16 protein-coding genes are annotated in these 16,682 nt (G+C 61.0%); 4 read left to right on the top strand and 12 right to left on the bottom strand.

Features of this window, described 5'->3' with window-relative positions:
• Positions 1–101: 101 nt before the first annotated feature.
• The 4 genes from ybiB to MYY08_RS13370 all read right to left on the bottom strand — a co-directional run bounded on the left by ybiB (position 102) and on the right by MYY08_RS13370 (position 4,453).
• The gene (ybiB, locus tag MYY08_RS13385; RefSeq protein ID WP_038630074.1) at positions 102–1,079 is read right to left on the bottom strand and encodes a DNA-binding protein YbiB; all 978 of its coding nucleotides are present in this window, start codon (positions 1,077–1,079) and stop codon (positions 102–104) included.
• A 3-nt stretch (positions 1,080–1,082) separates the two neighbouring features.
• Complete coding sequence (dinG, locus tag MYY08_RS13380; protein WP_038627197.1) at positions 1,083–3,251, bottom strand: ATP-dependent DNA helicase DinG; 2,169 nt, start codon at positions 3,249–3,251, stop codon at positions 1,083–1,085.
• 117 nt (positions 3,252–3,368) lie between these two features.
• Positions 3,369–3,890 carry a GNAT family N-acetyltransferase gene (locus MYY08_RS13375; protein ID WP_190296666.1) on the bottom strand — a complete coding sequence of 174 codons (522 nt, stop codon included), beginning with the start codon at positions 3,888–3,890 and terminating at the stop codon, positions 3,369–3,371.
• Positions 3,887–4,453 carry a helix-turn-helix domain-containing protein gene (locus tag MYY08_RS13370; RefSeq protein ID WP_502888468.1) on the bottom strand — a complete coding sequence of 189 codons (567 nt, stop codon included), beginning with the start codon at positions 4,451–4,453 and terminating at the stop codon, positions 3,887–3,889. Before MYY08_RS13370 ends, MYY08_RS13375 begins: the two co-directional genes overlap by 4 nt.
• 145 nt (positions 4,454–4,598) lie before the next feature.
• On the opposite strand from MYY08_RS13370, the gene MYY08_RS13365 reads away from it, so the two are divergent.
• Complete coding sequence (locus MYY08_RS13365; protein WP_038627200.1) at positions 4,599–5,333, top strand: MerR family transcriptional regulator; 735 nt, start codon at positions 4,599–4,601, stop codon at positions 5,331–5,333.
• Between the two features lie 99 nt (positions 5,334–5,432).
• Positions 5,433–5,540, top strand: coding sequence for a YohO family small membrane protein (locus MYY08_RS19275; RefSeq protein ID WP_498043407.1), 108 nt, complete (start codon positions 5,433–5,435; stop codon positions 5,538–5,540).
• On the opposite strand, the gene MYY08_RS13360 is transcribed toward MYY08_RS19275, so the two are convergent.
• The 4 genes from MYY08_RS13360 to osmF are packed head-to-tail and all read right to left on the bottom strand — an operon-like array spanning position 5,521 to position 9,259.
• Positions 5,521–6,258: an ABC transporter permease gene (locus MYY08_RS13360; protein WP_288014541.1), complete on the bottom strand. Its 738-nt coding sequence runs from the start codon at positions 6,256–6,258 to the stop codon at positions 5,521–5,523. The two genes, MYY08_RS19275 and MYY08_RS13360, sit on opposite strands and share 20 nt — an antisense overlap.
• A complete protein-coding gene (locus tag MYY08_RS13355) occupies positions 6,255–7,190 on the bottom strand; it encodes an ABC transporter ATP-binding protein (RefSeq protein WP_038627204.1) in 936 nt (311 codons plus the stop codon). Before MYY08_RS13355 ends, MYY08_RS13360 begins: the two co-directional genes overlap by 4 nt.
• Positions 7,187–8,347: an ABC transporter permease gene (locus tag MYY08_RS13350; RefSeq protein WP_081981819.1), complete on the bottom strand. Its 1,161-nt coding sequence runs from the start codon at positions 8,345–8,347 to the stop codon at positions 7,187–7,189. The genes MYY08_RS13355 and MYY08_RS13350 overlap by 4 nt, the downstream gene beginning before the upstream one ends.
• A 39-nt stretch (positions 8,348–8,386) precedes the next feature.
• Positions 8,387–9,259, bottom strand: coding sequence for a glycine betaine ABC transporter substrate-binding protein OsmF (osmF, locus tag MYY08_RS13345; protein ID WP_103790904.1), 873 nt, complete (start codon positions 9,257–9,259; stop codon positions 8,387–8,389).
• A 244-nt stretch (positions 9,260–9,503) separates the two neighbouring features.
• Here osmF and MYY08_RS13340 point away from each other — a divergent pair, with 244 nt between their 5' ends.
• The gene (locus MYY08_RS13340) at positions 9,504–10,985 is read left to right on the top strand and encodes an MFS transporter (RefSeq protein WP_038627210.1); all 1,482 of its coding nucleotides are present in this window, start codon (positions 9,504–9,506) and stop codon (positions 10,983–10,985) included.
• Here the strand turns inward: MYY08_RS13340 and idi are convergent.
• The 4 genes from idi to MYY08_RS13320 all read right to left on the bottom strand — a co-directional run bounded on the left by idi (position 10,943) and on the right by MYY08_RS13320 (position 15,728).
• Entirely contained in the window at positions 10,943–11,506 is a 564-nt protein-coding gene (gene idi, locus MYY08_RS13335; protein WP_052133924.1) for an isopentenyl-diphosphate Delta-isomerase, read from the bottom strand. The two genes, MYY08_RS13340 and idi, sit on opposite strands and share 43 nt — an antisense overlap.
• Positions 11,507–11,653: 147 nt before the next feature.
• Positions 11,654–13,549 (bottom strand): methyl-accepting chemotaxis protein, encoded by a 1,896-nt coding sequence (locus MYY08_RS13330; protein ID WP_038630077.1) that lies wholly within the window; start codon positions 13,547–13,549, stop codon positions 11,654–11,656.
• Positions 13,550–13,656: 107 nt separating this feature from the next.
• Positions 13,657–14,766 (bottom strand): suppressor of fused domain protein, encoded by a 1,110-nt coding sequence (locus tag MYY08_RS13325; RefSeq protein WP_038627212.1) that lies wholly within the window; start codon positions 14,764–14,766, stop codon positions 13,657–13,659.
• An 89-nt stretch (positions 14,767–14,855) separates the two neighbouring features.
• Complete coding sequence (locus MYY08_RS13320; protein WP_038627214.1) at positions 14,856–15,728, bottom strand: oxygenase MpaB family protein; 873 nt, start codon at positions 15,726–15,728, stop codon at positions 14,856–14,858.
• Between the two features lie 254 nt (positions 15,729–15,982).
• On the opposite strand from MYY08_RS13320, the gene MYY08_RS13315 reads away from it, so the two are divergent.
• Positions 15,983–16,474 (top strand): YciE/YciF ferroxidase family protein, encoded by a 492-nt coding sequence (locus MYY08_RS13315; protein ID WP_038627216.1) that lies wholly within the window; start codon positions 15,983–15,985, stop codon positions 16,472–16,474.
• Positions 16,475–16,682 lie beyond the last annotated feature (208 nt).

Genomic DNA, 16,682 nt, shown 5'->3' with positions numbered 1-16,682 from the left:
TAACTGGCCTGTCGTCGTACGTTCGGAGTAAAGCGCGCACAGGCTATCGGCGCGCGCCGATATTAACGTTCACGCAGGCGTCAACGCGCGCAGGCTGATGCTCAGGGTGCCGGATAACCGGCGGCCTCCAGCTGCGCCAGCCCCGCTTCCAGCGATGGGCTGCGACCGCTGGCGACGTAACAACAGGCGATCTGCAAACGCAGCGACTGCGGCACAGGGCGCGCTTTGTCCAGCACCTGCTGGATCCAGGCGGCGGTGACAGCGGCCTCTTTGCTCTGCGGCAGGTCGCAGCTCTGCTCTGGCTGACGCGCCAGCAGCTCCTGCGGCTCCGCGCCTGCGCCATCGATCAGACTGATGGCCGGGCAGCGCAGCGGATTGGCGTAAACCTCGCCTTCGGTACCGTTCAGCAGCAATGCCAGGCCGCCGTGCGCGCTGAAAAACTTGCCGACGCGCGGAATATATTCAGGATGTGAAACGCTGGCGAGACGCAGCGCCGCCGCCTCGCCGAACGGCGTCATCAACTTGGCCAGCGTATGCGCGCTGTTACGCACGCCCAGCCGCCAGCGCAGCGCCAGCTGCTTCGCCAGCGGCGGGCAGAGCGTATCGACGGTGATAAATACCGGCTCGCCCTGCGCCAGCTTCGCCTGCGCGCTCTGCGCGTCAGCGACGGGCGCAACGCCCAGCGCCTGAAAGACCGCCTCGCTGGTCACGCGCGTTTCATCTTCGCTGACGCCATGCACCACCACCGGAAAACCAAGACGAGAGAGCAGCAGCGCCAGCAGCGGCGTCAGGTTGCCCTGGCGACGCGCGCCGTTGTAGCTGGGGATCACAATCGGCAACGGCTGGTCAGCGGGCGGCGTTAAGGTAAGCACACGCTCCTGTAGCGCGCGGTAAAAGCCCGCCATCTCCGTTTCGCCTTCGCCCTTGATGCGCATTGCGATCAGCAACGCGCCCAGCTCCAGCTCCGGCACGTCGTCATTCAGCATGGCGCGGTAGAGCTGGTAAGCGCTCTCCTCATCAAGATCGCGCGCGTGGTTTTTGCCGCGTCCCACTTCTTTAATCAGTTTGCTGTACTGCAACATTTAACGCTTTTCCTTTTTTCGACGCCGACCCGCCGGGGCCGTTTTAGCGCTGGGCGGCAGCGCTTTCGCCCCTTCAGGCATCGGCGGCTGCGCGATGGGAAACACCGGCAGCGCGTTCAACAGCCGCGCGCCGTACGCTTTGGTGAGCAGTCGGCGATCGTAAATCACAATTTCGCCGGTGCAGTGATGACTGCGGATCAGCCGCCCCACCTGCTGAATCAGAGTAAAGGAGGCGCTGGGCAGGCTTTGCACCTCAAACGGGTAGCGCTTCAGGCTTTTCAGCCACTCACCTTCGGTCAAAATTACCGGACTGTCCACCGGCGGAAAAGCGATTTTATGAATATGCACCTGCGTCAGCAGTTCGCCTTTGAGATCGAGCCCCTCGGCAAAGGATTGCAACCCGACCAGCACGCTCGCCTCGCCCTGCTGCACTCGTTTGCGGTGCAGCTCCACCAGCCGGTAGCGCGGCTGATCGCCCTGCACCAGCAACATCAGCCGCAGATCGGTCAGATGGGTAAGAAACTGCTGCATGGCGCGGTTGCTGGCGAACAGCACCAGCATCCCTTTATGCAGTCCCGCTTTGACCTGATGGCGAAAGAAATGCGCCATTTCAGCAATGTGCTGCTCTTCGTTAGCCATCAGCGGCTCGTAGCGCATCTGCGGGATCACCAGCTTGCCCTGTTCGACATGGTTGAACGGCGAGCCGAGCGCCACAAAGCGGTCGCCCACCTTTTCATTCAGGCCGGAAAGCTCCTGCAGCCGGTTAAAGCTGTTCAGCGACTGTAGCGTGGCGGAGGTGAGCACCACATGCGGCACCTTGCGCCACAGCAGCTTCTCCAGCTGTTCGCTGACGCGGATGCCGGCGCAGTGAAAAAAGAGGTGCGGCTGGCCTTCGCGCAGTTCGCGGCTTACCCACTTAGAGACCGGCGCGCCGGACGCCTGCTCCATCGACGCGAGCCGCCACAGTTTACTGATGCCTTCAAACCAGCCAAAGGCGCGGTTCATTTGCAGCAGCGTGCGCTGCAGGCGTACCACGTCATACTGGCCGGTTTTCTCGCTGAGATCGTTCAGCAGCCCTTCCGCCAGGCCACGCAGCCCGTCGCTCAGCTTAAAGAGTCGGGCGCACAGCGTCTGCATCTCCTCCGGCAACTGCCCCATCTCGAAGCGATGTTCGCCCTCCTGCGGCTCCGGCGGCAGAAAGAGCGCCAGCATGCGCGTCAGGCTGGCGAGATGCTCGCGCCATTCGTCACAATGGGTTTTCAGCCGCTCCGGGTTCGCCAACGGCGGCGGCGTTTTGGGCCGAAACTGCGCCATGCAGGTTTCCACCAGACGGACAAAGAGATCGAGCTGCAGGCTGGTGAAGCCGGGCGAAATATCGGCGCTGGTCTCCAGCGCATCGCGCGCCACCTCCGGCAGATGATGCCCTTCATCCAAAACCAGCAGCAGGTTTTTCGCCGGCGGCAGCACCGATTCGCTCTCCAGCGCCGCCATCACCAGCGCATGGTTCGCCACCACCACGTCCGCCTGCTCGATCTCACGGCGGGCGACGAAAAAGGGGCATTCGCGATACCAGTGACAGTTGCGCGCCAGGCAGTTGGCCTTATCGGTGCTGAGTCGCTGCCAGAGCGCGTCGCCGATATTTTCTTCGCTGTGGTCGCGCAGGCCGTCCCACTGATGGCGATTCAGCGATTTTTCGAGCTTTCCGCAGATTTTGCGTTCTTCTTTGCTTGCCACCATCTCGTCATCGAGAAACAGCAGCAGGTCGCCCTGCTTTTCGCTATCGGTCGCCAGCGCATTGAGGTTACGCGGACAGACATAGCGCCCCCGCCCAAAGGCGGCGGTAAATTTCAATTCGGGAATGATTTTCTGCAGCAGCGGCAGATCCTTGCTGAAGATCTGATCCTGCAACGCCACGTTCGCGGTGCTGATCACCAGCGGCTTCTCTTCGGCGCGCCCGACGGCGATGCCGGGGATCAGATAGGAAAGGGTTTTGCCCACGCCGGTGGGCGCTTCAATCGCCAGGTGACGGCCGTCGTCGCCAGCTAAAGTTTTCGCTACTTCGGCGATCATCTGCCGTTGCGGCGCGCGCGGAATGAAATCGGGAACCTGCTGCTGCAGCGCTTTATACCATTCGCCGATCTGCGCTTTTAACGCTGCGGTTAGTGCCATCTTGCTCTCTTCCTGCCTTAATGACCTGTATTTTTACACAGTATGGCGCTGACGTCAGCCGCTTATCGGCGAATCTGGAAGATGGCTTCCGCAACCGGCGAAAGGTGCGACAACCCGTTACACGGTCAGCCGCTTATACATTACGGTCGTGGCGTCCATCGCGCCTTCTGTCGACTGCGCATAGAAAGGGATGGCTCCGGCTATCTCCCAGCCCAACGACAAATAAAGCAGACTGGCGACGTCGCCGCTGCGGGTATCCAGCACCATCAGGCTGCGCCCCGCCTCCTTCACCCGCTGCTCTGCCAGCTGCATCAGCTGGCGCGCGATGCCCTGACGCCGCGCGCGCGGATGCACCAGCAGCTTGCCGATTTCCACACGATGGCGGCCATTAGGCATGTTATTCCAGAAGATCATTACCGTCGCCACCAGCCTCCCGCCGTCGCGCGCCACCAGCAGCAGCCGATCGCCGCGATCGAGGCCGACGAATGTGTCCTGCCAGAAATTTCGCATGATCTGCCGATCTTCAGGATCGATAAATCCCACGCTGGCGCCATCTGATACGCAGCCCTGCAATACGTCAGTCAGGGCTTCCAGCTCGCTACGCGCCTGACCACCATCCATTACCTGATATTCAATCATCGACACACCACCAGTAAGTAACGCGCGCCCTCCGCTTCCGGCGCATGAAATGCCGAGGCGCCGTACAGATGGAAACGCAGCGTATCGCCCGCCTCCAGCCGCCAGCGCGCTCCGCCCGCTTCAATTATCAACACGCCCGCCAGCAGCCAGATATGCTGCTCGATGCCCGGCACCGGCGGCGCGTCGTACGCAATGAGCGCTCCGGGCCGCAGCACGCCTTCTATCATCTCCGCACGGTAGCCGCTGGCAGGCGGCGACAGCCCGCGTCGGATAAATCCCTGTTCGCGATCCTGCCAGACCGGCTGCTGCGGTGGCGTCAGGTGTTGCGCAACGTTCTCTTCCACTTCGCTCAGCAGGCGCGACATAGTTAGCCCATAGGCGACGCAAAGCTTATTCAACAGCGTGGCGGTCGGGCTGATCTCTGCGCGCTCGATGCGCGACAGCGTCGCGCGGCTGATGCTGGTACACTTAGCCAGCTGCTCCAGCGTCCAGCCCCGCTCCTGGCGTAGGGTTATCAACCGCTGAGCAAGGCGTTGGTCAGTCTCGTTCATCGTGTTTCCCATATAAGAGATAATTTCTCTATTATGAGAATGCGCGCTTTTGTGGCGGCGATCAACTTGTACAATATAAAAAATAATGTACAAGTTGAAACGCCTCCGCTAAGGTTAAAGCAGACACCCGAGTCTCACGAACAAGCAGAGGATGTGCATGCCCCTATACAGCATCGGCGACGTCGCCGAACGCTGTGGTATCAACCCGGTAACGTTACGCGCATGGCAGCGTCGCTATGGGCTGTTGAAGCCACAGCGTACCGAAGGCGGTCACCGACAGTTTGATGATGAAGATGTTCAGCGTATCGAAGAGATTAAGCGCTGGATAGAGAGCGGCGTCCCGGTAGGCAAAGTAAAAGCCCTGCTCGAAGGCGATAATGTTAACGTACACGACGGCTGGATGACATTGCAGGAAGAGGTGATGAGCGTACTGCGCCAGGTTCGCCCTTCCCGACTGCGCAGTAAAATCGCCGCCATTGGCCGCGAGCATCCGGTCGATGCGCTGATCGATCACGTCTTCGTGCCGGTGCGTCAGCGTCTGGGGCTCGATCAAAACACCGCGAAAGCGATGTGCAGCCTGCTCGACGGCGCGCTTATCGACTATGTCGCCTTCTGCCTGTGCGGCACGCGTAAAAAGGCGGGCAAGGATGCGCTGATGATCGGCTGGGGCGTCGAGGATCGCACCCGCATCTGGCTGGAGGCCTGGCGCCTTTCCCAGGCGGGCTGGCGGATGGATGTACTGGCGGAGCCGCTCGATAACCCGCGCCCCGAACTGTTTCCTGGCCAGCAGATTTTCGTCTGGACCGGCAAGAAGCTGACGCGCCGTCAGACAGAACAGTTCGCCCACTGGCATGAACAGGGTTTTTCCATCACGTTGCATGGTCAGAGCTAAACGGGCGAAGATCGCGCGAAAAATGACGCAATTTGCCTGGTCGCAAAGGGCGGTTCGCGCTATGATCTGCCCTCTTGTTTTATCTTCACAGGCAATACGATGAACTGGCAAAAATTTCTGGTCGGCACCCTTTTCTTTATCATGGCGATTGGCGGTACCGGCGGCCTGATGCTGGTAGGCTACGCCATTATTTTACATGCCCGCTAACCCAGCGTTGCAGGCGCTCGAAAAGCCGGTCCACCACCAGCGCCAGTAGCGCCACCAGCACCGCTCCCTGAATCACATACGCTGTATTAAACCCGCTCAGGCCGATAATCACCGGCGATCCCAGGCTTTTCGCGCCTACCGTCGAGGCGATCGCCGCGGTGCCGATATTGATGATGATCGAGGTGCGCACGCCCGCCAGAATCACCGGCGCGGCTAACGGCAGTTCGACGCGCGTCAGCCGCTGCCAGCCGCTCATGCCAACGCCCTGCGCCACTTCGCGCGCGCTTTCCGGCACCGATTCCAGCCCCGCCAGCGTGCCCTGCAAAATCGGCAGGATGCCATACAGCAGCAGCGCGATCAGCGCGGGCTGCTCGCCGAAGCCGATGACCGGCACCGCCACCGCCAGCACCGCTACCGGCGGAAAAGTTTGCCCGGCGGCGGCCAGCGTCTCCACCAGCGGCCGAAACTCACGTCCGGCATGGCGCGTCACGGCGACGCCTGCGCCGATGCCGATCAGCGCCGCGCCCAGGCTGGAGAACGCCACCAGCCGAATATGCGCCAGCGCCAGCTGAAAAAAGCTCTCCTGCTGATAAACCGGTCGATCGAGCTGAGGAAACCAGCGGGCGAACAGCGGACCGCTGTAGGGCATTAACAGCAGCAGCAGCAGCAGAAACAGCGCGATCAGCCACAGCAGCGGATCGCGCAGCCATTTGTTCATGTCCCCTCCCGTTGCCGCAGCAGATCGCTGAAGTGCAGCACGCCCAGCGGCGCGCCCTGCGCATCGGCCACCGGCAGCTTATCTGTCTGACGGGCGATAAACAGCGACAGCGCCTCGCGCAGCGACATATCTTCCGGCACCGGCGCCGCGTCCAGCCATTCGCCGCGCCGCGCGGCCGCGCCCGCATAGCCCAGCGACAGCAGGCGCACGCCCAGCTCGCTGCGGCCAAAAAAATCACGCACGAAATCGTTGGCCGGACGGGTTAGCAGCTCCAGCGGCTTGCCCTGCTGTATAATGCGCCCGCTGTCCATCAGCACGATTTTATCCGCCAGCGTCAGCGCCTCGTCAATGTCATGCGTCACCAGTACGATAGTGCGTCCCAGCAACCGATGAATGCGCACCATCTCCTGCTGCAACGCGCCGCGCGTCACCGGATCGAGCGCGCCGAACGGCTCATCCATCAGCAGCACTTCCGGGTCGGCGGCCAGCGCGCGCGCCACCCCGACGCGTTGCTGCTGCCCGCCGGAGAGCTGATGCGGATAGCGATGGCGCAGCTCCTCCTCCAGACCCAGCAGCGCCAGCAGCTCAGCGACGCGTTCCTGCCGCTGCGCTCGCGGCCACTTCAGCAGCCCCGGCACGGTGGCGATGTTCTTCTCCACCGTCCAGTGCGGAAACAGCCCGATCGACTGAATGGCGTAGCCCATCCGCCGCCGCAGCGCCTGCGGATTGAAGCTGCGGATCTCCTCGCCAGCAAACTGAATGGTGCCCGCATCATGCTCAACCAGCCGGTTAATCATCTTCAGCGTGGTCGATTTGCCGGAGCCGGACGTGCCGATCAGCACAGTAAACTCGCCAGCGGCGATATGCAGGTTAATCTCATCCACCGCCGCCTTGCCGGCGAAATATTTACTGACCTGATTAAACTGGATCATAGGTTGCGCTTCTCCAGCAGGGAGATAAGGATGTTAAACAGGGCGTCCATCAGCACCGCCAGCGCGATCACCGGGATTACGCCCAGCAGCACCAGCTCCAGCGCGCTGCTCAGCAATCCCTGAAAGATAATGGCGCCGAAGCCGCCGGCGCCGATGAGCGCGGCGATCACCGCCATGCCCACCGTCTGGATCGTCACCACCCGCAGGCCGCTGAGCAATACCGGCAGCGCCAGCGGCGCCTCGACGTGCCAGAAAATCTGCGTGGGCGACATACCCATGCCGCAGGCGGTCTCCCTGACGCCGTCAGGCACCTGCTGCAAACCCGCCACGATGCTGCGCACCAGCGGCAGCAGCGCATAAAGCACCAGCGCGATCAGCGCGGGCGCCAGGCCGATGCCGCTGACGCCCAGCCGCGCCAGCCAGGGAAAATGGGCCGCCAGCCCGGCCAGCGGCGCGATCAGCAGGCCAAACAGCGCCACTGACGGCACGGTCTGAATAATGTTCAACACGGAAAAAACCGACGCCTGCCAGCGGGGGCGGCGATAACAGATCAGCCCCAGCGGCACGCCCAGCGCCAGCGCCGGGATCAGCGTGGCCGCCAGCAGCAACAGGTGACGCGTCAGCGCCTGATCGAACACATCCTGACGATTGGCGTACTCTTTCAGCAGCGCCAGCTGATCGAGTTGTCCGCCGAGCAGCAGCAGCGCCAGCGGCAGCCAAAGCTGCGCGTTCAGCAGCAGACGCCAGATCGGATTGCGCGTCAGGCGCATTATGCTGTCCGCGGCGATCAGCAGGCAGAGCGCGATTGCCGCCCACAGTCCGCTGCCGAAACCGGTGCGCGCCAGCGCGCTGCCCTGTCCCGCCAGCGTCTGCGCGGCGTGCCCGCCTAACGCCACCAGCAGCGTCAGCAGCGTTTCGCTCAGCAACAGCGTCAGAACCAACACAGGCTGGCGCGGCTTTTGCCAGGCCAGTAACAGCAGCAGCGGCACGATCAGCAGGATCAGCCAGCCTGCGCCCTGAAGTAACTGGGAGAGCATCACCGGCTGCCCCGACACCAGGCGATTAGGCGCGAAGCTGGCGAAAGGCAACGCATACAGCGCCGTCGCCAGCAGCGCCGTCAGCAGCAGCAGTACGCGGTTATAGAGGGTGAATCGCAAAATCACTCCGTCGACAAGATGCCTGATTACGCCGTCCGCTTACAGCAGCTTTTTCTGCTGCAACCAGTCGGCGGCCACTTTTTTCGCATCCTGACCCTCTACGGCGATTTTGGCGTTCAGCGACTGCAACGTTTTTTCATCCAGCGCGGCGAACACCGGCTGTAGCCAGGTAGCGATATCGGGATACTGCTTTAATACCGCGGCGCGGATCACCGGCGCGGGCGCGTAAATCGGCTGCACGCCCTGCGGATCGCTCAGGGTTTGCAGGCCGAGCGCCGCTACCGGCCCATCGGTGCCGTAGGCCATCGCCGCATTCACCCCGGAGGTTTGCTGCGCCGCCGCCTTGATGGTTACCGCCGTATCGCCGCCCGCCAGCGACAGTAGCTGATCCTGGCCCAGCTTAAAGCCGTAGGCTTTTTCAAACGCCGGCAACGCGTCGGCGCGCTCGATAAATTCAGCCGAGGCGGCCAGCTTAAAGACGCCGCCCTGCTTCAGATAGCGGCTGAGATCGGCCAGCGAAGCCAGCTTATTTTTCTGCGCCACATCGCCGCGCACCGCAATGGTCCAGGTGTTATTGGCAGGCGCGGGCGTCAGCCAGACCAGCTGGTTTTTCTCCGCGTCCTGCTTTTTCACCTTCTCATAGCCCGCTTTGGCGTTCTTCCACGCCGCGTCGCCCGCCTGATTAAAGAAGAACGCGCCGTTGCCGGTATATTCCGGGTAAATATCCAACTCGCCGGCGGTAATCGCCCCACGCACCACCTGCGTATTGCCAAGCTGAATTTTATTCACCGTCGGCACGCCGTGCTTATTCAGCACCTGCAGGATCACATTGCCCAGCAGCGAGCCTTCGGTATCGATTTTAGATCCCACACGCACCGGATCGGCGGCCTGGGCGTGGGCGGCCAGCGCCATCAGGGCGGCCAGGGTGAATAATCCGCGACGCGCAACAGCGAAAGTCATAGCGTTTTCCTTCCAGGTCAGGTTCTGTCAAAGCGTAGCGCAAATCCCTGTGCCTGTCGGGAAAACAGATTCTTTTCTGCGAAGCAGCGCGCAGGCCTCATCGCGTTCGGAAGTAAGATATAACCAGAAGGAATTTAGCCAGCGGCATCAGGACGTTATGCTCAGAAGACCCAAACACGTCTGACAACATAACATCATGACTGACATTACCGCCTCTTCGACGCCGGATGCGTCGCTTAAGGACATCACGACCGGTGAAACGGTCTGGATACGCCAACCCGCCGACGTGTCGCGGCTGGTCAACACCGGTACACAAGCGCTCGGCAACGGGCGGATCGTCGTCGCTATCGCTCTCGGCGGCGTTTTCCTGGACGCCTACGATCTTGGCGCGCTGGCGTTCGGCATGAAAGATGTGGCGCGGGAGTTTAATCTTACTCCCGCCGGCAGCGGCATGGTCGCTTCCGCCATCACCTTTGGGGCGATCGTCGGCGCGCTGATCGGCGGCTGGCTGACCGATAAAATCGGCCGTTATCGCGTCTTTATGGCGGATATGTTTTTCTTTGTGGTCGCCGCATTGGCCTGCGCGCTGGCGCCCAACGAATATGTTCTGGCAGGCGCGCGCTTTGTGATGGGGCTGGGCGTCGGCATCGATCTGCCGGTGGCGATGGCCTTCCTCGCCGAGTTTTCGCGGCTGAAAGGACGGGGCAACAAGGCGGCGAGCATCGCCATGTGGTGCCCTACCTGGTATGCCGCCATCAGCGTCTCTTATCTGCTGGTGCTGGTGCTTTACAGCATACTGCCGTCGAGCCACGCCGACTGGCTGTGGCGCCTGATTCTGGGCTTCGGCGCGGTGCCGGCGCTGGCGATCATCGCCATTCGCAGCCGCTATATGAGCGAATCCCCGGTCTGGGCGGCCAATCAGGGCGATCTGCACGGCGCGGCCGCGATCCTGCGCCGCGCCTGGGGCATTAACGCGCAGGTGGCGAGCGACGCCGATCTCAGCGCCGCGACGCGCACTCGTCGCCCCGGCTGGCGTAACTACGGCGCGCTACTGCGCGGCGTCTATTTGCGACGCACGTTGCTGGCGACGGTCATCTCCATCGCCTCCTCCTTTGCCTATAATGCGGTGGCGTTCGGCCTGCCGGTGATTATCTCCAGCTTCCTGGCGCAGACGATGCTGACCACGATATTGGTATCGCTGGCGCTCAACCTGCTGTTTGCCTTTGTCGGCGGCCTGCTGGCGGTGCGGCTGGTGCCGCGCCTGGGCGCATGGCGGATGACGGTAGCGGGCTACGCCTGCCAGCTGGCGGCGCTGCTGGGGCTGGCGCTGATCGGACGGCCGCAGGGCATGTCGGAGGCGATGCTGGCGATCGCTATGCTGGCGCTGTTCCTTTTCGGCCAGGGTTTCGGTCCCGGTTCGCACACCATGACCTACGCTTCGCTCAGCTATCCGGTTTCGCTGCGCGGCGTCGGCGTCGGCCTTAACCAGACGCTGATGCGCGCCAGCTCTACGGTGTCGCTGTTTCTCTTTCCACTGCTGAGCGCGATGCTGGACACCAACGTCTTCTGGGCGATCGCCATCGCGCCGCTGGCGGGCCTGCTGGCGCTGATGCTGGTGCGCTGGGAGCCGTCAGGCTACGATGTGGATGCGGAGGATTTCAGCGCGGCGCCGCGCTGAATAAAGCGCGCCAGCTGATCGGGAATACGGGCGAAGGTATGTAAAAACCAGGGCGTGAAGCGCGCCGGATCGCGCGCTATCTCCTGTTGAATCGCCGTCAGCGAGAGCCAGCGGCTGTCGTCGGCCTCCTGCGGGTTGAGGTGCGGCGTCTGATCGCTGATGGCGAAAAACACGTGCCCATACTCATGTTCGATCAGCCCGTTGCTCAGCGGCAGGTTATAGCTCAGCTCAAACATCGGCGTCAGCGTCAGGCGCAGCCCCATCTCTTCTTCCAGCCGCCGCTCCGCCGCCGTCTGCGACGTTTCATCGGGTAAAGGATGCCCGCAGCAGGTATTGCTCCACAGGCCGCCGCAGTGATATTTGTCGCTGGCGCGACGCTGCAACAGCAGCTCATTACGGCTGTTGAAGACGTAAACCGTTACCGCGCGATGCAGTAATCCTTTTTGATGGGCTTCCAGCTTTTCCATTTTACCGGTAGGACGATCGAAACGATCGACAAGGATAACGTCAATAGCGGACATGCAGGCTCCTTCAGAATAATCCCAACTATTGTGGCATAACCGTCGGGCCGCCTGGCGGAAAAAAGCGTCTGCATTTATCACATTATGTGCGAAAAGATGTCGGGAGAAAGGCGCCCCGCCGTCTGCGGGGGCGCCTGATAAGAGGGACTAGAGTTTAAACGCCTTAACCACTTCTTCCAGCTGAACGCTCTGCTCCTCCATCGCCTGTGCGGCGGCGGAAACCTGCTCCACCAGCGCGGCGTTCTGCTGCGTGGTGCTATCGAGCTGGTTGATGGCAACGTTCACCTGTTCAATCCCCATACTCTGTTCACGGCTGGCGGACATGATTTCGCCCATCAGCGTCGTGACGCTTGATACGCCCTGCATCAGTTCATCCATGGTGCGGCCCGCTTCGCCTACCAGCTGGCTGCCAGCGTCGATATTCGCCACTGAGGTTTCGATCAGCTTTTTGATTTCACGCGCCGAGTTGGCGGAACGCTGCGCCAGGTTGCGCACTTCGCTGGCGACCACGGCGAAACCGCGCCCCTGTTCGCCGGCGCGCGCCGCTTCGACCGCCGCGTTCAGGGCGAGAATATTGGTCTGGAAAGCGATACTGTCGATAACGCTGATAATATCCACCACCTTACGCGAGGAGGCGTCGATTTCGCCCATCGTCGCTACCACCTGACGCACCACCTCGGTGCCGCGCGCCGCCACCTGCGAAGCGTTATCCGCCAGCTGGTTGGCGTGGGTAGCGTTGTCGGCATTCTGACGCACCGTGCCGGTGAGCTGCTCCATCGACGCCGCCGTTTCCACTATCGAGCTGGACTGCTCCTCGGTACGGGAGGAGAGATCGAGGTTGCCGCTGGCGATTTCGCGCGAGGCGGACGTGATCGCCAACGCGCTGTCGCCCACCTGACGCATCAGCCCCTGCAGATAGGAAATAAACTGGTTAAAGCTTTGCGCCACGGCGTTAAATTCCGGGCTGTTGCTGGCGGGCAGGCGCTGCGTCAGATCGGCACCGCCGGTCGAAAGCGCCAGAATGTTGTCATTCAGCTGGCCCAGACGCTTCATCATGCTGCGGATAAAGCCGAGCAACACCAGCAGCAAGGCGATGGCTAACGGAATCTGCACCACGCCGAGACGAGAAAGCATCGAGTGCGTCTGCTGCGTCAGCAGGCTGGTCGGCACATCGCTCGCCAGGAACCAGGGGCTGCCGGCGATCTGCTGCACAAACAGCGTGCGATCGCCTTCCTCGTCCTGGTACTGGCTCTGCACCGGCTGGCTGCCAGCGCTGGCCAGCAATGCCTTCAGCGGCGCGGCCATCGGCAGCGTCAGATCGCTCAGATTTTGCAGCTTCGGCGTGCCGTTGACCAGCGCCGCGTTACCCACCACCTTGCCATTCGCTTCGACGATCAGCACGCGGCCATGAATGGCCTCGCCCATCTCTTTCGCCAGATGGTTAAAGAAGCCGAGGGTGACATCGATGGTGGCGACGCCCCACTCAGCGCCGTTGCGGTAGATCGCCATGGCGCAGTTGGTGCGCGGCTGCGGGCTGGCGGCGTCCTGGTAGGCGTTGGCCCAGGCGCAGACGCCTTTCGGCGCGGCAAGGCCCGCTTTATACCATGACTGCTCATAATATTTATCCGCTTCCGGCGAGTTCCAGAAAGTGTTTACCTGTAGCTGATTGCTGGCGTCGCGGGCAAAAAAGGTACTGAACTTTTCCCGTCCGGCTTCGCGCATATTGGGCAAAGGCCAGATGCCGCCGCCGAACACATTACTGTCCTGATACTGGTTCACCAGCGCAGGCAGCAGCGTATCGATCGCCGGGCTATCCATCACGCTTACCGCTTCGGTAATGGTGCGCTGTTGCGCCTGTACGCGATTCATCTGCTCGACAATTCGCGCCGCCAGCGCATTCACTTCATAGCGCACCAGACGTTCTTCATTATTTTTTAGCTGCGGGGCCACAAAGAGATTGATAACCACGATGGTAACCGCCATCAGCAGCAGAAAGAATGCCACCAGGGTTACCGTAAAGCGGGCCTGCGTTGTTTTTAACATGTCCACACCACTTAACGGAAAGGGCCCAATTGCCCTTTTCCTGTTAACGGCATGTAACGATCTTACTTGAGATGATCGCCATCACAATTTACAAATATAGACGCGGGCTACGCCTCCTGCTCCACGACCTGCTGACGCGGCCGGAAAATGTGGCTGGCGCCTTCCTGTTGCAAAAGCGTCACCAGCTGCATTCCGCCCCCTTCTTCCGCCATGGCGAACGCCTGTTCCGCCGCAGTCACCGGCGTGGTCCACAGCAGATTGACCCGCTCGCCTTCACGACGCGGCAGAGGAAGCTGGCCCGTCTCTCCGCCTAATTCGGCGGAAAGCAGAAAGCCTTCAAAACCGACCGGCGCCACTGACGAAGGGAGCGTATGCCCTTCCCCCAGCCAGTTGAGGCTGCTCCAGGGATAGTGCGCATAGTTTGCCAGCGCGCTCGCCATCTGAATGGCGTTGTCTTCGGTCATCACCTCGGCGTCGATAGCCATTGCCAGTTCGGTGCGGCGGTACTGCGGCGCTAAATCTTCATAAAGGAAATCGACCCAGGGCATCGGACGAATGCACATGCCGACGGTAAAGAAGTACCAGACGCCCTGATGATAGTGCTGCGACAGCGCCATCGGCGGCCACTGGCCCTGGTCGATAGCATAATATTTCAGCGACGGGCCGTAGTGCGCTTCATAAACGCGCAGCAAATCGTGCTGTACCGGCTGCCAGAGATGCCCATCATGCCAGTCGCGCCAGAACTGGCGATGCGCCAGCGCCTGCGCGTAGTAGTGATTGGTGGAGGCCGATCCCAGCGGCGCCGTCAGGCGATTTTCGCGGATGCAGCCGGCAGAGAAGCTGACCTGCTTATTCTGGTAGAGGCTCCAGCCGGGGATCACCGCCAGCAGCTGTCCCTGATACCATACCGCCGCGCCGTCGTCGGTCGGCTCCCAAATGATTTGCAGACCGGCGGGATCGAGCGGCGGCTCCGCCTCCAGCGTACGGCAGCAGTCGGCGCTGAGCAGAGGCGCAATGCCCTGTTCTATCGCTTCGCGATCCTCCTGAAACGGCGCGGGCAGCAGATTACGCAGCCAGCAGCCGCGCACCGCAAAGCGTGAGCGGAAAGGTTCGGTCGGCCAGATATAGAAATAGGCGGCCCGCTCAGTCTGTTCGATGATGGCGGTTAACGTCTGTTGCTGATTAGTCACCTCAGCAATCAACTGCGAATATGTCATAGTGCCTCAACGCAACGTAGAGGAATCCATTTTCCCCGAGAATAGAGCAGGATCGCCCTTCTCGCCACGCTGCGGCAAGGGTAATAATCTCAAAAGTGACGCCCCATACGGCGCATGGCGCGCGGCCAGGCGCCGTTACGCACCGCCCAGCGCAGCAGCGTTGCGATAATCCTCACGCGCCTGTCGACCGCCGCCTGCCGACGGGCGTCGAGACTGTGGCCGGTCATCTGCTGCGCCCAGTCGGGCAGCAGCCCGATGCCCGCTTCCATAATGGTTCCCATCGCCAGTTTCGCCTGCCAGCTGGGCGCAGGCGCGTGCATCAACAGCGACATCACCTCCTGAGCGCGCGCGTCGTAACAGAGCTGCGGACGCATCGCGGCGATCCACGCCTCCGTCTCCGCGCGGCTTTTCGGCACCCGCTCCGCCCCCAGCGCCTCCGCCACCCGCGCCGCCTGCGCATAATAGCGATCCTGATCCGCCGGGCTGAGCGCCGGATTTTTATAGCGCAGATGCGCGGCAAGGAAGCGGCTCGCTTCGGCGACATGCACCCAGGTCAGCAGCGTCGGATCGCTGGCGGCATAGGGGCGACCGTAAGCGTCGATGCCATTGACCCGCAGATGAATTCGCTTTACGCGTTCAATGAGCGTCAGCGCATCGGCGCGGTTGCCGAAGGTGGTTACCGCGACGAACTGGCTGGTGCGCCGCAGTCGTCCCAGCATATCCTCACGAAAGGAGGAGTAATCCCAGACGCCCGCCAGCGCCGCCGGATGCAGCATTTGCAGCATCAGGGCGCTGACGCCGCCGCAGAGCATCGAGGTGAAGTCGCCATGTACCGGCCAGACCACGCTGTCCGGCCCGAACAGGCCCGGATCGCCCGCCGGTTGCGAAATATCGAACTCATTCAGCGAAAGCCCGTTAAGCCGAAAAACTTGCTTTTCGATGCGTTTACGTAAAAATTCCATTGAACATCCACTTTTATCTGCCTGCCGCTGCGTTCAGCAACAAGATTACACACTCTTTTACCAGGAATTACCTTTCAGGTAAGTAACTGATAAGTAAAGATTTTATTTTCATAATCCGCTCAACACCGCGATAAACGCTTATCTTTCATCGCGTTGAAAGCGAAACGCAGCATATTTGCCTGTCTGCAACGCATCTACCAGGCTTTCATAGCAAGTGCAGCACACCGATACACAATCATAGGGAGACAAGCATTATGACTATGCAATCGCTAAACGATCTGTTTGTTCATACCTTGAGCGATGTTTACAGTGCTGAAGTACAGCTAACCAAGGCGCTGCCGAAAATGGCGGAAGCCGCCACTGAAACAAAACTTGCCGAAGGCTTCAGGCAACATCTGGAAGAGACCAAAGGCCATATCGAACGTCTCGATCAGGTTATCCAGGCGCTCGACGATGTGGAAATGGAAAATGTTACCTGCGTAGCGATGGAAGGGTTGATCAAAGAGGGCGAGGAGATTATTCAGGAAGTAGAGGAAGGGCCGGTACGCGATGCGGGTCTGATTGTTGCCGCTCAGAAAGTCGAGCATTATGAGATTTCCAGCTACGGTTCGCTGATGGCGCTGGCGAAAAATCTGGGCTATGACAACGTCGTCTCTATCCTGAAGAATACCCTGGATGAAGAGAAGGCCACCGATGAAAAACTCACCATGCTGGCCGAGCAGCAGGTTAATCAGCACGCTGCCTAGTCGGTGTCGCTGACGGGACGCGACGTTCCTTTTTACAGAGCATAAACAAACCGATCGGTTGGCTGCCGGTCGGTTTTTTTATGGGCGTCTTTCAGCTTCCACTGTTGCGCCTACCCATGCTAACGCGCAGCGCTGGCTTCTCTTTTCGGCAATCGCCTGTCCCCCCGCCTTAACAATCAATAAGATTCATTAATGCGTGCGCCAACTA

The organism is Mixta sp., from assembly GCF_024610815.1.
Classification (GTDB): Bacteria; Pseudomonadota; Gammaproteobacteria; order Enterobacterales; family Enterobacteriaceae; genus Mixta; species Mixta calida.
The sequence above is the reverse complement of the archived record's forward strand: the minus strand, read 5'-3'. Positions and strand labels throughout refer to the sequence as shown.

Excerpts from the sequence above, each read along its gene's own strand:
- dinG (WP_038627197.1), bottom strand. The coding sequence starts at position 3,251 with ATGGCACTAACCGCAGCGTTAAAAGCGCAGATCGGCGAATGGTATAAA.
- MYY08_RS13375 (WP_190296666.1), bottom strand. The coding sequence starts at position 3,890 with ATGATTGAATATCAGGTAATGGATGGTGGTCAGGCGCGTAGCGAGCTG.
- MYY08_RS13370 (WP_502888468.1), bottom strand. The coding sequence starts at position 4,453 with ATGGGAAACACGATGAACGAGACTGACCAACGCCTTGCTCAGCGGTTG.
- MYY08_RS13365 (WP_038627200.1), top strand. The coding sequence starts at position 4,599 with ATGCCCCTATACAGCATCGGCGACGTCGCCGAACGCTGTGGTATCAAC.
- MYY08_RS19275 (WP_498043407.1), top strand. The coding sequence starts at position 5,433 with ATGAACTGGCAAAAATTTCTGGTCGGCACCCTTTTCTTTATCATGGCG.
- MYY08_RS13360 (WP_288014541.1), bottom strand. The coding sequence starts at position 6,258 with ATGAACAAATGGCTGCGCGATCCGCTGCTGTGGCTGATCGCGCTGTTT.
- MYY08_RS13355 (WP_038627204.1), bottom strand. The coding sequence starts at position 7,190 with ATGATCCAGTTTAATCAGGTCAGTAAATATTTCGCCGGCAAGGCGGCG.
- osmF (WP_103790904.1), bottom strand. The coding sequence starts at position 9,259 with ATGGCGCTGGCCGCCCACGCCCAGGCCGCCGATCCGGTGCGTGTGGGA.
- MYY08_RS13340 (WP_038627210.1), top strand. The coding sequence starts at position 9,504 with ATGACTGACATTACCGCCTCTTCGACGCCGGATGCGTCGCTTAAGGAC.
- idi (WP_052133924.1), bottom strand. The coding sequence starts at position 11,506 with ATGTCCGCTATTGACGTTATCCTTGTCGATCGTTTCGATCGTCCTACC.
- MYY08_RS13330 (WP_038630077.1), bottom strand. The coding sequence starts at position 13,549 with ATGTTAAAAACAACGCAGGCCCGCTTTACGGTAACCCTGGTGGCATTC.
- MYY08_RS13325 (WP_038627212.1), bottom strand. The coding sequence starts at position 14,766 with ATGACATATTCGCAGTTGATTGCTGAGGTGACTAATCAGCAACAGACG.
- MYY08_RS13320 (WP_038627214.1), bottom strand. The coding sequence starts at position 15,728 with ATGGAATTTTTACGTAAACGCATCGAAAAGCAAGTTTTTCGGCTTAAC.
- MYY08_RS13315 (WP_038627216.1), top strand. The coding sequence starts at position 15,983 with ATGACTATGCAATCGCTAAACGATCTGTTTGTTCATACCTTGAGCGAT.